This is a genomic window from Curtobacterium sp. ER1/6, assembly GCF_001742745.1.
Taxonomy (GTDB): Bacteria; Actinomycetota; Actinomycetes; order Actinomycetales; family Microbacteriaceae; genus Curtobacterium; species Curtobacterium citri.
This window is the reverse complement of the sequence record NZ_MJAK01000016.1, coordinates 1-16612: the sequence shown is the minus strand read 5'-3', so window position 1 is coordinate 16612 and position 16612 is coordinate 1. Positions and strand designations below refer to the sequence as shown.

Genomic DNA, 16612 nt, shown 5'->3' with positions numbered 1-16612 from the left:
CACGCGGAACGTCGCAGACCGAGCCGGCCGCCAGCCCGACCGGCAGCCCGACCACCCCGGCAGCCCGACCCGGCCGGCAGCCCGACCGCCGGTCGCGGCCCGCAGCCCCGTCGCCTAGCCTGGTCCGGTGGCGGACGAGCAGGCGGACACCCCGGTCCTCGCGTTCTTCGACGTGGACAACACCCTCGTCCACGGTGCGAGCGCGTTCCACCTCGTGCGCGGCCTCCGCGCCGCCCGCCTCATCACCCTGCGCGACATCGTCAGCGCCGGCTGGAAGCACGCCCGCTTCAAGGTCCGCGGCGAGAACGACCGGCACCTGGCCGCCGCGCAGACCCGTGGACTCGAGGTGATCACCGGCATCACGGTGGCCGACATGGCGGCGCTGTCCGACGACGTCTGGACCCGCCACACCGAGCCGTCCGTGTGGCCGGAGACCGCCGCCCTCGCGCGGGAGCACCTCGCGAAGGGCCACCAGGTGTGGCTCGTGACGGCGACACCGACGTTCCTGGCCGAGGTGATCGCACGCAGCCTCGGCCTGACCGGCGCGCTGGGCAGCGTGTTCGAGGTGGAGGACGGCGCCTACACGGGGCGCCTCGACGGGGCGTTCCTGCACGGGGAGCACAAGGCGGTCGCCGCGCGTGCGCTCCTGGCACGGACCGGCGCGGACCCCGCGCACTGCTGGGCGTACTCGGACTCCCGCCACGACATCCCCCTGCTGTCGCTCGTCGGGAACCCCGTGGTGGTCAATCCGGACCAGGGGCTCGCCGCGCACGCGCGGGCGGCGGGGTGGCCGACGATGCGACTGCAGCGCGCGAGCATCCGGGAGGCCCGGCGCCGGGTCCGACGGGAGGCCCCGGAGGCGTCGTCACGGCACGGCGGCCCGACGACGGTCCGCGGGGATCAGTCGACCGAGCCGTCCGGGTAGGGCGCACTCTCCCCCACCAGCAGCCGGTGGCCGACCGTCACCGCCCGCCCCTCGCCCGGGCGTCCCTCGATGCGCTCCTGCAGCCGGTCGAGCGCGGCCTCGGCGAGCGCGACCGTGTCCGGCGCGACCGAGGTCAGGCTCGGGACCAGACTGGCGGCCAGCCCGATGGCGTCCCACCCGACCACCGCCACGTCGCGCGGCGCCTCGAGCCCCCGCAGGCGCATCGCCCGCAGCGCCCCGACGGCGGCGAGGTCGTCGCGGCAGAGCAGCCCGTCGATCCGGAGCCCGTCGTCGAGGGCACGGCCGAAGGCCTCCTCCGCCCCGCGGGCGTCACCGACCGCACGCGCGACCATGAGCGACGGGTCGACGGGCAGGCCGGCCTCGGACAGACCGTCGCGGTACCCCTCCGTCCGGAAGGCCGAGGTGCGGGACTGCTCGCCCACCTCGTGGCCGAGGAACCCGATCCGGCGACGCCCGAGGGCCGCGAGGTGCGCGACGGCCTCGGCCGCGGCCCGCACGTTGTCGATCGCGACGAGGTCCGCGCCGTCCGGCCGGACGTCCTCGCCGAGGAACACGACCGCGGTGTCGCCCCGTGCGTGGTCGATCTCGGTGGGCGTGAGCACCTGCGGGTGGATGACGACCCCGTCGACGACCCCCGCCTCGCGCCCGCGGACGGCGGACAGCTCGCCGCCCGGCGCGCCGGCGGTCTCCTCGAGCAGCAGCTGGTAGCCCCGTGCGGCGCACACCTCCGAGAAGACGTGCGCGAGCTCGGCGAAGTACGGCCGACGCAGGTCGGGGAACGCGAACGCGAGCATGTTCGTGCGGCCGGTGGCCAGGCTCCGCCCCGTCACGTTCGGTCGGTAGCCGAGCGCGTCGACCGACGTCTGCACCCGGGCCCGCATGGCGTCGCTGACGTGCCGGTAGCCACGGACGACATTCGACACGGTCTTCATCGAGACGCCGGCGTGCTCCGCGACGTCCTGCAGCGTGACCCGGCCCACGCGCCCACCGTAGCGTTGACGATCCGTTTACAGCGCTGTAAATTGCCGGAGCATGAGCATCGTCGCCCCCGCGTCCTCCACCGACGTCGCCGCCGTCCCCCTCGCCAGCCGGCAGGACGGCCGGTACCCCAGGCCGCAGGTGATCCGTCGGGACTGGATCGACCTCAGCGGTCCCTGGTCGTTCCGGCACGACGACGATGACGCCGGGACGGATGCCGGGTGGGCGGCGGGGGTCCCCTCGCCGCGCACCATCACCGTGCCCTTCCCGCCCGAGTCGGCGGCGTCCGGCATCGGCGACCCGGAGTTCCACCCGGTCGTCTGGTACAGCCGGACGATCGGCCACGACGAGCTCGTGCAGGCCGGGCACGGCGCCGACCGGCCCCGTGTCCTGCTGCACTTCGGCGCGGTCGACCACCGGGCCAGGGTCTGGATCGACGGCCGGTTCGTCGGCGAGCACGAGGGCGGGCACACCCCCTTCACCTTCGACGTGACGGCGCTGCTCGCCGAGACCCCCGACGGGGCCGACCACGTGCTGGTCGTCCGTGCCGAGGACGACCCCGACGACGTCACGCAACCCCGCGGCAAGCAGGACTGGCACGAGGAGGCCCACGCGATCTGGTACCGCCGGACGACGGGCATCTGGCAGCCGGTCTGGCTGGAGGCCGTGCCCACCACCGCGATCGACGCACTCCGGTGGACCCCCGCCTCCCCCGCGTCGACGGCACTGTCGGTCCGCTTCCGCGGCCGGGTGCCCGCCGGTGCCCGGCTCCGGGTCGCCCTCCGCTTCGACGAGCGCGACGAGGACCTCGGCACGACCGAGTGGGACGCCACCGCCAGCCGTCCGACCCTCGAGGTCACCGTGCCGGTCGCCCGGCAGCGCAACGGCCAGGCCGAGGACGAGCTGACGTGGTCGCCGGAGACCCCGAGGCTCCTCGACGCCGTCCTCACCCTGGTCGACGCGTCCGGCGCCGTGCTCGACGTCGTCGCCAGCTACCTCGGCATGCGCAGCGTCGGCGTCGGCGGCGGCCGGTTCCTGCTCAACCGGCAGCCGTACCCGGTGCGCAGCGTGCTCGACCAGGCGTTCTGGCCGGAGTCGCACCTCGCCGCACCGCACCCGCTCGCGCACCGGCAGGAGGTCGAGCTGATCAAGGCCCTCGGCTTCAACGCCGCACGCATGCACCAGAAGATCGAGGACCCGCGGTTCCTCTACTGGGCCGACCGCCTCGGCCTCATGGTCTGGGGCGAGGCCCCCGCGGCGTACGAGTTCTCCCCCACGGCCGTCCGTCGGCTCACCGCGGAGTGGACCGCCGCCGTCGAGCGGGACGCCTCGCACCCGTCGATCGTCACCTGGGTCCCGTTCAACGAGTCGTGGGGCATCCAGCACGTCGTCTCGGATCCCGCGCAGCAGGCCTACGCGCGGGCGCTCGTCGACCTCACCCGGGCCCTCGACCCGTCCCGGCCGGTGATCGGGAACGACGGCTGGGAGCAGCAGGACACCGACGTCGTGACGATCCACGACTACGAGGGCGACGGCGCCGTGCTCGCGGACACCTACCGCGACGACGCGGCACGCACCCGCGCCCTCGAGGGCCTCGCCCCCTCCGGGCACCCCCAGTTCGTCGGCGGCGCCGTCGACCGCGGCCAGCCGGTGATGCTCACCGAGTTCGGCGGCGTCCGGTACCAGGCCGCCGGCCGGCGCACCGAGGGCTGGGGCTACACGGCGGCGGTCGACGGGGACGACTGGGTCGCGCGGATCACGGCGCTCTACGACGGGGTGCGGGCGAGCACGTTCCTGGCCGGGTCGTGCTGGACGCAGCTGACGGACACGATGCAGGAGACGAACGGCCTGCTCCACGCGGACCGGACCCCGAAGGTCCCGATCGAGCAGATCCGCCGGGCGGTGACCGGCAGCTGACGTCTTAGGAAGCTCCGAGGCGGTCCATCGGAACGGTCGACCGGGGACGGCGATGCTCAGCGTCATGACCACGTACCCGATCCCCGTGACCGACCGTCGCGACCGAGCGCACACGGGAGCGCCGACGCGTCGCCGAGCCGTCCCCCGGCTCTTCCTCGGTGAGCGGACCGACGCCCGTTGGCTCCGCCCGGCGTTCTGGCTGCTCCTCGTCGTCACCGCCGTCGTGTACCTGTGGGACCTCAGCGTCTCCGGGTACGCCAACACCTTCTACGCCGCCGCCGTGCAGGCCGGCACGAAGTCGTGGGAGGCGTTCTTCTTCGGCTCGCTCGACTCGTCGAACTTCATCACCGTCGACAAGCCCCCGGCGTCGCTCTGGGTGATGGTGCTGTCGGCTCGGCTGTTCGGGTTCTCGTCGACCAGCCTGCTGCTCCCCCAGGCGCTGATGGCCGTCGCCTCGGTCGCGCTCGTGTGGGGCACCGTCCGACGGACGCTCGCCCGCCTCGGAGCCACGACCGCGAACGTCGGTGCGCTGCTCGCCGGCTTCGTCGTCGCGGCGACCCCGGCGGCGGCGCTCATGTTCCGGTTCGACAACCCGGACGCGCTGCTCGTCCTGCTCATGACCGCGGGCGCGTACTGCACGGTCCGGGCACTGCCGAAGGGCAGCTGGCGGTGGATCGCCCTCGCCGGCGTCGCCCTCGGCTTCGCGTTCCTGACGAAGATGCTGCAGGGCCTGCTCGTCCTGCCGGCCTTCGGCCTCGTGTACCTCTTCGCCGCCCGCACCACGTGGGGGAAGCGCGCGATCGGCCTCGGCATCGCTGCGGTCTCCCTGGTGGCGGCAGCCGGGTGGTGGGTGGTCGCCGTGGCGCTCTGGCCCGCGGAGTCCCGCCCGTACATCGGTGGATCGACCGACAACACGGTCCTCGACCTGGTGTTCGGCTACAACGGCCTCGGCCGGATCTTCGGCGGCTCGGGCAACGGCGGCGGTGGCGGCGGCACGGGCGGCGGCACCGCGGGCTCGTCCTTCGGCGGCTCGACCGGGCTGAACCGGCTGTTCTCGTCGGAGATGGGCCTCGAGATCTCGTGGCTCCTGCCCGCGGCACTCGTCGCGCTCGTGCTCGGCCTGGTGGTCGTCGGCCGGCGGCACCTCGCCGACCCCGCCCGCGCCGGCCTGGTGCTCTGGGGCGGCTGGCTGCTCGTCACCGGACTGGTCTTCTCGTACATGTCCGGCACGATCCACCCGTACTACACCGTGGCGCTCGCCCCGGCGATCGCCGGCCTGGTCGGCACCGGTGGTGCCCTCCTCTGGCACGCCCGCGAGCGCATCACGGGCCGCCTCGGCCTCGCGGCCATGATCGGCGCGACGGCGTCCTGGAGCTGGTGCCTGCTGAACGAGAACGCGTCGTGGCTGCCGTGGCTGCGGTGGGTGGTGCTGGCCGGCGGGCTCCTGGCCGCCGCGGCGATCGTCGTCGGCAGTGTCCCCTCCCTCCGGAAGCTCGTCACCATCGGTGTCCTCGCCGGCACGCTGTTCGGGCTGACCGGCACGACGTCCTACGCCCTCGCCACGACGACCGTCGCGCACTCCGGGTCGATCCCGAGCGTCGGTCCGGCGGGCAGCGGCTCCGGCGGGACGGGCGGGTTCCCTGGTGGCGGCGGCCAGCCGGGAGGCACGACCGGCCCCGGCGGGTCGGCCGGCGGTTCCGGGGACGGCGGGTTCCCGGGCGGCGGCCCGCAGGGCACGCAGGGCACCCAGCAGGACGGCACCGAACAGGACGGCACCGGGCAGGGCCAGGGCAGCGACGGCCAGCCGCCGACCGGCTCCGCACCGGAGGGTGCGACCGGTGAGGCGCCCGCGGTGCCCGACGACGCGACCTCCGCGGACGGCTCGGGGACGAGCCTCCCGACCGGCGGCGGCACGGGCGGCGCGACGACCTCGTCCGCGCTGACGAAGCTGCTCGCCGCCTCGGACGCGAAGTGGTCCGCCGCGGTGAACGGCTCGCAGTCCGCCGCGCAGCTCGAGCTCGACACCGACACCGCCGTGATGGCCATCGGCGGCTGGTCGAGCGACCCCGCGCCGACGCTCGCCGAGTTCCAGGCCTGGGTCGCGGCCGGCGACATCGGGTACTACGTCTCCTCCGGTTCCGGCGGCGGCATGCGCGGAGGGTCCTCCACCGCGAGTGCCATCCAGGAGTGGGTCGCCGCGAACTACGAGTCGACGACCGTCGGCGGCCAGACCGTCTACGACCTGGGTGCGTCGGAGTGACCGGCGACGGGGACACGGCGGCAGCTAGGCTCCGGGGCATGTCGGACCGACCGCTCCTGCGCGCCGACGGCACGCCCGCCCGTGTCCTCGTCGTCGACGACGAGCACGCGCTCGCCGAGGCCGTCGCCCTCGCGTTCGCGGGCGACGGGTGGGCCGTGCGGGCCGTGCACCGCGGGCGCGACGTGCTGTTCGCGGCGCGGGAGTTCCAGCCCGACGTGGTCGTGCTCGACGTGATGCTGCCGGACATCGACGGCTTCGAGGTGCTCGACCGGCTCCGCGACGCCCGCGACGACGTCCGGGTCCTGTTCCTCACCGCGCGGGACGCTCCCGAGGACCGGCTCGCCGGGCTCACGGGCGGCGGGGACGACTACCTGACGAAGCCGTTCGGCATCGAGGAGCTGCTCGTCCGGGCCCGGATCCTCGCTCGGACGACCGCGCGGGTGGCGCCGCACGGCGGCTCGGTCGGACTCGTCGTCGGTGACCTGACGGTCGACGAGGACGCCCGCACGGCCACGCGCGGCGGCGAACCGCTCGACCTGACCCCGACCGAGTACGAACTCCTCCGGCACCTCGCCCGCAACCAGAACCGGGTGCTCTCCCGCGACCAGCTGCTGGCCAACGTCTGGGGCATGGACTTCGGGGCCGCCTCGAACCTCGTCGACATGTACGTGTCCTACCTGCGGAAGAAGCTCGACGTCGGACGCGAGCCGATGCTGCAGACCGTCCGCGGGGCCGGGTACGTGCTGCGGCCGGTGCCGTGAGCCGTCCCGACAGGGCGAGCCGCGCCTCCCCGTCGATCCGCATCCCGTCGCTGCGGTGGCGGGTCGTCGCCGCGGTCGCCCTGCTGCTCGTCGCGACGAACGTCGTCGTCGGCGCGGTGACCGTGGTCGCGTACCGCGGGTACCTGATCGGCCGCCTCGACGCAGAGCTCGCGACCGCCGCCGGACGGACGCCGGGGGGCGACGATCCGGGCGGTGTGCCCTCGGGGCCACCGCCCGGCTCCTCCGGATCCGAGGACCCGGACAACCGCTTCATCGGGGCGCCCGGGCAGGCGGCCGACACCGTCGTGGCGATCCTGCGCGACGGGGACGCCGTCCTCGCCGGGTACACCGACAGCGCCGGCGAACAGCACCGGCTGACCGCGTCGCAGCGTGCCGTGCTCGCCGACGTGACCCCTGACGCGGACCCCGCGACGGTCACGCTCGGCGCGCTCGGGACCTACCGTGCGCAGGCCGTCACCCGCGGCGGCGACGTGTTCGTGACGGCGCTGCCGCTCGGTGACCTGCAGGCCTCGATCGTCCGGCTCGTCGTGCTCGTCGGCGGCGTCACCCTGCTCGGGCTCGTGCTCGCGGCGTGGGTGCTCGCCCTCACGGTCCGTCGGTCGCTCCGGCCGCTCGAACGGGTCGCGGCCGTGGCGTCCGACGTCACCGCACTCGACCTCGAACGCGGGGACCCCGACATCCCCGTCCGCGTCGCGCCCGCCGACCTGACGGCGAACCGCGAGGTCGGTCAGGTCGGCACCGCCCTGAACCGGCTGCTCGGGCACGTCACCCGCGCGCTCACCGTCCGCCGTGACGCCGAACGGGGCATGCGGACCTTCGTCGCCGACGCCTCCCACGAGCTCCGGACGCCGATCGCCACGGTCCGCGCCTACGCCGACCTCTCCCGGTCGTCCGACGACGTCGACGACCTGCACCGGAACGCCGAGCGCATCGGCACCGCGGCGGTCCGGATGGGGGACCTCGTCGAGGAGCTCCTCCTGCTCGCCCGGCTCGACGCCACCGCGCTCGCCTCGGGTCCGGCGCCGGTCCGCGAGGACGTCGACCTGACGGCGCTCGTCGTCGAGGCGACCGTCGACGCCCGGACGACCGCTCCCGACCACCGCTGGGTCCTGCAGATCGCGGACGACCACCCGCTCGAGGTGTCCGGCGACACGGTGCAGGTGCGCCGGGTCGTCACGAACCTGCTCGCCAACGCCCGGGCGCACACCCCGGCGGGGACGACGGTCGTCGTCTCGCTGCAGGAGGTGCCGGGCGACGACGGAGCGCTCGTGCGCCTCGTCGTGGCGAACGACGGACCGCCGATCGAGGCGGACGTCCTGCCCACGCTCTTCGACCGGTTCACCCGGGGAACCGCATCGCGCTCGCGGGAGCACGGGACGAGCGGCCTCGGGCTGGCGATCGTCCGCGCGGTCGCCACGGCCCACGGTGGGACGGTCCGGGTGGTGTCGGAGCCCGGGCGCACGGCGTTCACGGTCGACCTGCCGGCGGCCCCCGGACGGGCTGACGGGTACGCTGCGGTCACCGACGGACGGGGGACGCGATGACGAAGCGAGACGGGGCACAGGGGCCCGGAGCCCAGCGGTACGGACACCTGCCGGAACGGGCGCGGCCCGAGGACCTGGTGGTCGAGGTCCCCGCGTTCGAGGACGACCGTCCCCAGCCCGAGCCCGAACCGCCGGCGGCCGCCCCCGAACTCGTCGCGGCGACGCGGTTCGCGCAGTCGTCGCACGCGGTCCCGACCATCCGGCGGACGCAGCTCCGTGCCGGTCTGTGGATCGCGGGGGTCCCGATCGCCGCCCTCGCCGTCATCGCCGTCGTGCAGGTCCTGCTCGGCGACTGACCGCTCGACGGCGTCGGCGTCGGCATCGGTGTCGGCGTCGAACCGCGGAAGGACGACGCGCTTCTTAGCGGCACCACAGGCTGCTGCTGCGGGGCGCATCGGGGCGCTGCCGAACCTGGTCGGCATGACGCACGCGGACCAGACCCTCGACATCGACATCGTCGTGCCCTGCCACGACGAACAGGACACGCTCGCCGCCCACGTCCGGCGGCTGCACCGCTTCTGCAGCGAGTCGTTGCAGCACTCGTGGCGGATCACCATCGCCGACAACGCCTCCACCGACGACACCGCCCGGATCGCCGACGACCTCGCGGCCATGCTGCCCGAGGTCCACGCCGTGCACCTGCCGCGCAAGGGCCGGGGGCGGGCGCTCAAGGCGGTGTGGAACGACTCCCCCGCCCGGGTGCTCGTCTACGTCGACGAGGACCTGTCGACGGACCTCGCCGCACTCGAGCCCCTCGTCGCACCCCTGCTCTCCGGACACTCCGACGTGGCGATCGGCACCCGGCTCGCGGGGTCCTCGCGGGTGGTCCGCGGCGGCAAGCGCGAGTTCATCTCCCGCTCGTACAACCTGCTCCTCCGCACCACGATGGGGGTCTCGTTCTCCGACGCGCAGTGCGGGTTCAAGGCCGTCACGCGCGAGACCGCCGACCACCTGCTCCCCCTGTGCGAGGACGACGCCTGGTTCTTCGACACCGAGCTCCTCGTGCTCGCCGAGCACGCCGGACTCCGCATCCACGAGGTGCCGGTCGACTGGGTGGACGACATCGACTCCTCGGTACACATCGCGTCCACGGCGACCGAGGACCTCAAGGGCATGTGGCGCGTCTCCCGCGGGCTGGCAACCGGCCGGATCCCGATCGCCCCGGTGTACGACGCGATCGGCCGCCGCCCGTTCACGACGCCGCACGTCGGGATCCTCGGGCAGGTGCTGCGCTTCGGGGCGATCGGCGTCCTGTCGACCGTGGCGTTCGCCCTGCTCTACGCCCTGTTCCGGCCGGCGGTCGGTGCGCAGACCGCGGACTTCCTCGCGCTGCTCGTCACGGCGATCGGGAACACCGCCCTCAACCGTCGCTTCACGTTCGGCGTGCGGGGTCGTGCCGGCGCGGGACGCCACCACGTGCAGGGGCTGGTCGTCTTCGGCATCGCCTGGGCGATCACCTCCGGGTCGCTCGTCCTGCTCCACGCGACCACGCCGGGGGCGACGCACGGCGCCGAGGTCCTGGTGCTCACCGCGGCGAACCTCGTGGCGACGGGCGTGCGGTTCGTCCTGTTCAAGGCGTGGGTGTTCCGCACGCGTCGGCGTCCCGTGCTCGTGCGTCCGGGCGACACCCCCGCGCCGCTCCCGGCCGCGCTCCCGGTCGACGAACGCGCGGCCTGAGCTCCAACGCGAAACGCAAGGTCGGCGGTTGCTCGCAGCGGAGTACCGCTGCGAGCAACCGCCCGCGTTGCGTTTTGCGGAACAGGCGCGACCGCAGGACGGGAGGCGCGTGACCGGGCCGCCACGCGCCTCCCGTCCGGCCGGTCTGTTGCACGCGCGGTATACCAAGCCGTAGCATCGGCTCACCGCACCACCCCCACCGGGCCACGACTGCCACCACCGGTCTGCCCGCGGCGAGCGCTCCACCGATGCAGCCCTGGCCGTCCGCAGCCTGCACCGCACCACTGGACCCGCCCGTGAACCCCTCATCCTTCGGTCTCCACGACCCTGCCCGCGAGTCGAGCGACTGCGGCGTCGGCTTCATCACCCGCCTCGACGGCACCGCCTCCCACGACGTGATCGTGCGCGGCGACGAGGCGCTCTGCGCCATCCCCCACCGTGGCGGCAAGTCCGCTGAGGGCGTCGGCGACGGCGCGGGCGTGAGCATCGACCTGTCGGTGGAGTTCTTCAGCGCGATCACCGGCGAGACCCTGCGCGCCGGACACTTCGGGGTCGCGAACTGCTTCGTGCCCTCGGACGCCGACGAGCGCGCCGACGCCGAGCGGGTCGTGACGGCGGCGATCGAGCACGAGGGCCTCGTGCTCCTGCTCGTCCGGGACGTCCCGGTGGACCACTCGGTCGCGCGTCCCGAGGCCGAGCAGTACCAGCTGCCGATCGTGCAGTGGGTGTTCCGGGCCCCCGAGCACTGGACCCGGACCGAGGTCGACGCCGCGGCGAACCGCGCCCTGCTGGCGGTCGAGGCGGCCTCGTACACCCGCGCCACCGAGGAGCGCGCCCCGCACGCCGCCCTGTACCCGCTCTCGCTCAGCGCCCGGACGCAGGTCCTCAAGGGACGGCTCAACTCCGGCGAGGTGATCGGGTACTTCACCGACCTCCGCGACCCGCGGCACTCCGTCCGCACGCTCTACTTCCACACCCGGTTCTCGACGAACACCGAGCCGCACCCGACGATGGCGCAGCCGTTCCGCCTGATGGCGCACAACGGCGAGCTCAACACGGACCGCAAGAACCGCCTGTCCGACGACGCCTCGGCCCGTGCCCGCACGCGGAGCATCGTCCGACCGCCCGGGCAGTCGGACTCCAGCCGACTCGACCAGACCCTGCAGAGCCGCGTGTTCGACGACGGGCTGGACATCGTCGAGGCCGTCGTCACCCTCATGCCGCCCGCGTGGGAGAACGACCGCACGCTCACGCCGGCCGTGCGCGACATGCTCGAGTACCACTCGCTCTACGAGGAGAAGAACGACGGACCCGCCGCCGTGATCTTCAGCGACGGCGACGTCGTCGGCGCTCGCCTGGACCGACTGGGGCTGCGGCCCCTGCGCACGACGCAGACGGCCGAGTACCTCATGGTGGCGTCGGAGTCCGGCCAGGTGACGTTCGCGCCGGACGAGGTCGTGCACCGCGGCCGCATCGAGGCCGGCGGCATGCTCGTCGTCGACCACCGCACGGGCTCGGTCCTGCGCACCCGCGAGGCACTCGAGGCCCTGGCCGCACGCCGGCCGTACGGCGAGTTGCTCGACGCCGCCCGCGTCGAGCTCGACGCCCTGCCCGCGCCGGCGTACGACCGGGGCACGGACACCCTCGGCTACGACGGCGACCTGTCCCTCGCCGGCCGGTACGTGGCGTACTCGCTGAACCAGGAGAGCTTCCGGTTCATGCTCGACCCGATGCTCGCGAACGGCTCCGAGCGCATCTCGGCGATGGGCTACGGCACCGCGATCAACGCCCTGAGCGACACCGAGGGCGGCATGGCGAAGTACTTCTCGCAGCGCTTCGCCCAGGTGACGAACCCGCCGCTCGACTCGATCCGCGAGGCGGACGGCATGTCGATGCGTGTGGCACTCGGCGCCAAGCTCGAGGCGCACGGCGGGGACGCGGCGACCACGCCGACCCGGCAGATCGTCGTGCAGTCCCCCGTGCTCGGGCACCTCGACATGGTGCGCCTGCGCGACCAGACCGTCGTCCCGCTCGAGCGCTTCGCCATGCTCTACGTGCCCGTCCCCGACGACGAGCACGCGAACGCCGACGCCGTCCGCTCGGCGGTCACGGCCCTGTGCGACGCCGTCGAGGCCTTCGCCCGCACCTCCGGCGGCATCGCGGTGCTGACCGACCGCGCGGTGTCCTCGACGCACGCGCCCCTGCCGGTGATCCTCGCCGTGGCCGCCGTCAACCAGCGGCTCATCGAGACCGGACTGCGCCTGCGGCTGTCGGTCGTCGCCGAGTCCGGCCAGCTGCCCTCGTCGCACCACGTGGCGACCGCCCTGGGCTTCGGGGCGTCGGCCGTGTACAGCCTGTCGGCACGGCTCCGCGCGGAGCAGCAGTACCCCGCCGACGCCGCGCCCGCCGGCGAGCGCACCGCGACCGACCTCGCGCTCGCACGGTTCCGCAAGGCCGCCGAGAAGGCCCTCGCCAAGACGATGGGCCGCGTCGGCCTGTGCACCGCGGAGAGCTACATCGGCGGCGAGTTCTTCGAGCCGAACTACCTCGACACCGGCGACGACCTGTTCGCCCGGGTCTTCCCACACATGCAGGCCCCGGTGGGCGGTGTCGGCTTCACCCGCATCGCCCAGGCGGCGACCGAGTGGCACGAGCGCGCCCGCTCCGTGCAGACCGAGGCGCAGGTCCCGCTGCTCGGTCTGTTCAAGGAGCGCTCCGACGGCGCCGGCCACTCGTTCGGCGTCGCGAGCGTCCGCGGCTTCGGCGGCATGACCGAGGAGCGCCCGGCCTTCGAGCGCTCCGGGGACTCCGAGGCCCTGCGGCTGCTCACCCTCGGGCAGCTCGACGACGCCTTCGGCATCACCGACACCGCGTACCGGAACACCGGCTACGACCGGCTGAGCGACGCCGAGATCGACGCGCACCGCATCACCCCGGGCTACGTCACGTTCCTGCAGACCACGCACGACGAGCGCTCGCGCCGTCCCGCGGCACTCCGCGACGTCCTCGCGCTGCCCGCCGACGTCACCGGCACCGACGAGGCCGAGGACTTCGCCCGGGAGCTCGGCCGCTTCTCGACGAGCGGCAACGCCAGCATCACGGTGCGCGGCCTGTCCGGCTCGCGTCCGTCGGACGACGGCGACCAGCCGGGAGGCCCGGTGCGGTTCCGCCTAGAGCTCACGTCGACGGGGACCACCGGTGCACGGCGTCACCGGGCCCTCGCCGACGGCCTCGCGCTGCTGCACCCGGGCCAGGTCGACGTCGACTCCGTCGACGACGACCAGGTGACGCTCCGCGCCACCGGTTCCGCGGTCGCCCTGCTCACCCTGCTCGTCAGCGCCCCGGCGAGCCTCGACCTCGACGCGGTCCAGCCCGCGCACGAGATCACCCGCACCCTGGCCTCCGGCGCGATGAGCCACGGCGCCCTGGTCGCCACCGCGCACGAGGCCGTGGCGCACGGCACGAACATGGTCGGCGGCATGTCGAACTCCGGCGAGGGCGGCGAGCACCACTCCCGCTACGGCACGATCCGCGGCTCCCGCATCAAGCAGTTCGCGTCGGGCCGGTTCGGCATCTGGGCGGGCTACCTCGCCGACCCGATGCTCGAGGAGCTCGAGATCAAGATCGGCCAGGGCGCCAAGCCCGGCGAGGGCGGCCAGCTCCCCGCGCCGAAGGTGACGGTCGACATCGCCGCGGCCCGTGGGGGCACGCCGGGCGTCGAACTCATCTCCCCGCCGCCGCACCACGACACGTACTCGATCGAGGACCTCGCGCAGCTCATCCACGACTGCAAGGCCGCCCGCGTCCGGGTCGTCGTGAAGCTCGTGTCCTCCGAGGGCATCGGCACGATCGCGGTCGGCGTCGCGAAGGCCGGTGCCGACGTCATCAACGTCGCGGGCAACACCGGTGGCACCGGTGCCGCCGCGGTCACGAGCCTGAAGTACGCCGGCCGCTCCGCCGAGATCGGGGTGGCCGAGGTGCACCAGGCCCTCGTCGCGAACGGCCTCCGGCAGAAGGTCACGCTCCGCTGCTCGGGCGCGCACCAGACCGGCTCCGACGTCGTCACGAGCGCGCTGCTCGGCGGCGACTCGTTCGAGTTCGGCACCACCGCGCTCATGATGCTCGGCTGCGTCATGGCGAAGAACTGCAACGTGAAGTGCCCGGCGGGCCTCACCACGAACGCCGAGGCCTTCGAGGGCGACCCCCGTGCCCTCGCGCAGTACCTGCTCAACATCGCGCACGACGTCCGGCAGATCCTCGCGCGCCTGGGCCTGCACTCCCTCCGCGAGGCACGCGGCCGCACCGACCTGCTCCAGCTGCTCGACCACCCGTCGAGCGTCGGCCGGCTCGACGTCCGGAACCTGCTCGCGCAGGTGCCGGAGAAGGTCGTGACCGACCCGGAGTACCTCGAGAAGGACTACCGGACCGACGACGCCCTGATCGAGCGGGTGCGCGCCGCCCTCGTCGACGGCCACGAGCACACGCTCGTCGTCGACGGCGTGCACCTCGGCAACGCGGACAAGTCGGTCGGCGGGCAGCTCGGCATCGACGTCGAGCGGATCCTCAACCACGAGCTGCGCGGCGTCGACCTGTCCGCACACCCGGCCGTCGCCACCGACGACCGGGGTCGGCGACGCCTGGTCGACGGCGCGGTCACGATCCGCACGAGCGGGTCCGCCGGGCAGTCCTACGGCGTCTTCACGAACGACGGCGTCACCCTCGAGCACACGGGCACCGCGAACGACGGTGTCGGCAAGAGCCAGTCCGGCGGCCGCATCGTCGTCCGTGCGCCGGGCGGCGGCAGCGCCGAGCGGGGCGGGAACGTCCTCGTCGGCAACTTCGCGCTGTTCGGCGCGACCGGTGGTCGCACGTTCGTCGAGGGCGAGGCGGGCGACCGGTTCGCGGTGCGCAACTCCGGCGCGAGCGCGGTCGTCGAGGGCCTCGGCGACTTCGGCTGCGAGTACATGACGGGCGGCGCGGTCCTCAACCTCGGCGGCTTCGGCAAGGGCCTCGGCAACGGGATGTCCGGCGGGTTCCTGTACCAGTACGACCCGTCGGGCGAGGTGGTCGACCGGGCGAGCACCGACTCGCTCCTGGTGTTCCCGGTGACCGAGACCGAGCGCGGCGCCTTCCACGAGGCGGCCGCGCGGCTGCTGCTCGAGTGGCACCTCGAGGCCACCGGCTCCGCACTCGCGGCGCGTCTGCTCGCCGAGTGGGAGACGGTCCGCGAGCACGTGTTCGTCGGCATGCCGCGCGCGCTCCTGCTCACCCAGGACGCCGACGCCATCCTCGCCGCGGCGACCCGGCCGGAGCTCCTCGACGAGCTCGCGTCCTCCGTCGCCACGGACAAGCTCCGCGCGTTCAAGACGGACTACCGCGACCAGCGCACGGTGCTCGACGGGCGTGCCCCGGCGCTGGGCGACCAGGGCGAGGACACGTTCTCGCTGCTGTCGTCGTACACGGTGCTCGGCGTCGCCCAGGACGTCGCACGCGAGCGCGTGCCCGGCGCCGCGGCGGGCGACCCCCGGCTCAGCGAGGCGGTGCGGAACCTCGTGCTGACCGAGGACTTCCAGGTGAAGCAGCGCGTCGTGAAGTACCTCCGCGGCACGCTCGACGCCTTCGCCGACGACGAGCTCGCGACCCTCATCGCCGTCAAGCGGCTCGACGACGCCAAGCGGGCGTTCGCGCAGCGGAACAACCGCAGCTCGGACGCACCCGGCACCACGGGGTGGATCATGCACCAGAACGCCAAGAACGACGGCCGCCGACGTGCCGCCCGGTTCGACGAACTCCTCGCGACGGCGGCCCTCGAGGACATCGCACGCCGCGCCGTGCCGGCGACGGCCGAGGCGGTGACGGCATGACGAACCTGCCGCCCTCCGGGTCGCTCATCCCGGTCGACGCACCGTTCTCCGCCGCGCAGGAGTCCTGGCTCGCCGGGTTCCTCGCGGGCATCGCCGCCGCGGGGCGTCGGTCCGCGTCGCCCGCTCCGACGACGACCGTCGACGTGCTCTTCGGCACCCAGACGGGCAACGCGGAGCTCCTCGCCGAGGACCTCGTCGCCGGCGCCCGGGCACGCGGGCTCGGCGGTCGGGCCACCCCGCTCGACGCCGTCTCGCCGGAGCAGCTCGCGGGCATGTCGCACGTGCTCGTCGTGACCTCGACGTACGGCGAGGGCGAGATGCCCGACAACGCCGGCCTGTTCTGGGAGGCCCTGCAAGCCACCACCGTGCCGCGGCTCGAGGGCCTGCGGTACGCGGTCCTCGGGCTCGGCGACACGAGCTACGACGAGTTCTGCCAGGCGGGCAAGCTGCTCGACCTGCGCCTCGAGCAGCTCGGCGCGACACGGGTCCACGACCGTGTCGACTGCGACGTCGACTACGAGGACCCGGCCGCGCTGTGGAGCGCCGCCGTCCTCGACCGCCTGGCCGCCGAGGCGGGCGCGACCGGAGCGCCCGTGGGGTCGGGCGCCACCGGTACGGCCGTGACCGGCGGGGCGGGCGCGAGC

10 protein-coding genes are annotated in these 16612 nt (G+C 73.9%); 9 read left to right on the top strand and 1 reads right to left on the bottom strand.

Going from position 1 to position 16612, the window contains the following annotated elements:
• Positions 1-127 precede the first annotated feature (127 nt).
• The gene (locus Cus16_RS15500) at positions 128-925 is read left to right on the top strand and encodes an HAD family hydrolase (protein ID WP_069713566.1); all 798 of its coding nucleotides are present in this window, start codon (positions 128-130) and stop codon (positions 923-925) included.
• Here the strand turns inward: Cus16_RS15500 and Cus16_RS15495 are convergent.
• A complete protein-coding gene (locus Cus16_RS15495) occupies positions 901-1926 on the bottom strand; it encodes a LacI family DNA-binding transcriptional regulator (protein WP_083264051.1) in 1026 nt (341 codons plus the stop codon). The two genes, Cus16_RS15500 and Cus16_RS15495, sit on opposite strands and share 25 nt — an antisense overlap.
• Before the next feature lie 52 nt (positions 1927-1978).
• Between Cus16_RS15495 and Cus16_RS15490 the strand changes: the two genes are divergently transcribed.
• The 8 genes from Cus16_RS15490 to Cus16_RS15455 all read left to right on the top strand — a co-directional run.
• Positions 1979-3841 (top strand): glycoside hydrolase family 2 protein, encoded by a 1863-nt coding sequence (locus Cus16_RS15490; RefSeq protein WP_069713565.1) that lies wholly within the window; start codon positions 1979-1981, stop codon positions 3839-3841.
• 64 nt (positions 3842-3905) lie between these two features.
• Complete coding sequence (locus Cus16_RS15485; protein ID WP_223246649.1) at positions 3906-6101, top strand: ArnT family glycosyltransferase; 2196 nt, start codon at positions 3906-3908, stop codon at positions 6099-6101.
• Between the two features lie 38 nt (positions 6102-6139).
• Entirely contained in the window at positions 6140-6862 is a 723-nt protein-coding gene (locus Cus16_RS15480; RefSeq protein ID WP_069713564.1) for a response regulator transcription factor, read from the top strand.
• Complete coding sequence (locus Cus16_RS15475; protein WP_223246648.1) at positions 6859-8427, top strand: sensor histidine kinase; 1569 nt, start codon at positions 6859-6861, stop codon at positions 8425-8427. Before Cus16_RS15480 ends, Cus16_RS15475 begins: the two co-directional genes overlap by 4 nt.
• Complete coding sequence (locus Cus16_RS15470) at positions 8424-8723, top strand: hypothetical protein (protein ID WP_069713563.1); 300 nt, start codon at positions 8424-8426, stop codon at positions 8721-8723. The genes Cus16_RS15475 and Cus16_RS15470 overlap by 4 nt, the downstream gene beginning before the upstream one ends.
• Positions 8724-8847: 124 nt before the next feature.
• Positions 8848-10104: a bifunctional glycosyltransferase family 2/GtrA family protein gene (locus tag Cus16_RS15465; RefSeq protein WP_083264049.1), complete on the top strand. Its 1257-nt coding sequence runs from the start codon at positions 8848-8850 to the stop codon at positions 10102-10104.
• Positions 10105-10400: 296 nt separating this feature from the next.
• Complete coding sequence (locus Cus16_RS15460; protein WP_069713562.1) at positions 10401-15968, top strand: glutamate synthase-related protein; 5568 nt, start codon at positions 10401-10403, stop codon at positions 15966-15968.
• Positions 15965-16612: flavodoxin domain-containing protein (locus Cus16_RS15455; RefSeq protein ID WP_189319618.1), on the top strand; the 648-nt coding region annotated here is incomplete at its 3' end. The genes Cus16_RS15460 and Cus16_RS15455, both read left to right, overlap by 4 nt.

What these genes read in the sequence shown, in the direction of transcription:
- Cus16_RS15490 (WP_069713565.1), top strand. Translation starts at nt 1,979, where the DNA reads ATGAGCATCGTCGCCCCCGCGTCCTCCACCGACGTCGCCGCCGTCCCC.
- Cus16_RS15485 (WP_223246649.1), top strand. Translation starts at nt 3,906, where the DNA reads ATGACCACGTACCCGATCCCCGTGACCGACCGTCGCGACCGAGCGCAC.
- Cus16_RS15480 (WP_069713564.1), top strand. Translation starts at nt 6,140, where the DNA reads ATGTCGGACCGACCGCTCCTGCGCGCCGACGGCACGCCCGCCCGTGTC.
- Cus16_RS15470 (WP_069713563.1), top strand. Translation starts at nt 8,424, where the DNA reads ATGACGAAGCGAGACGGGGCACAGGGGCCCGGAGCCCAGCGGTACGGA.
- Cus16_RS15465 (WP_083264049.1), top strand. Translation starts at nt 8,848, where the DNA reads ATGACGCACGCGGACCAGACCCTCGACATCGACATCGTCGTGCCCTGC.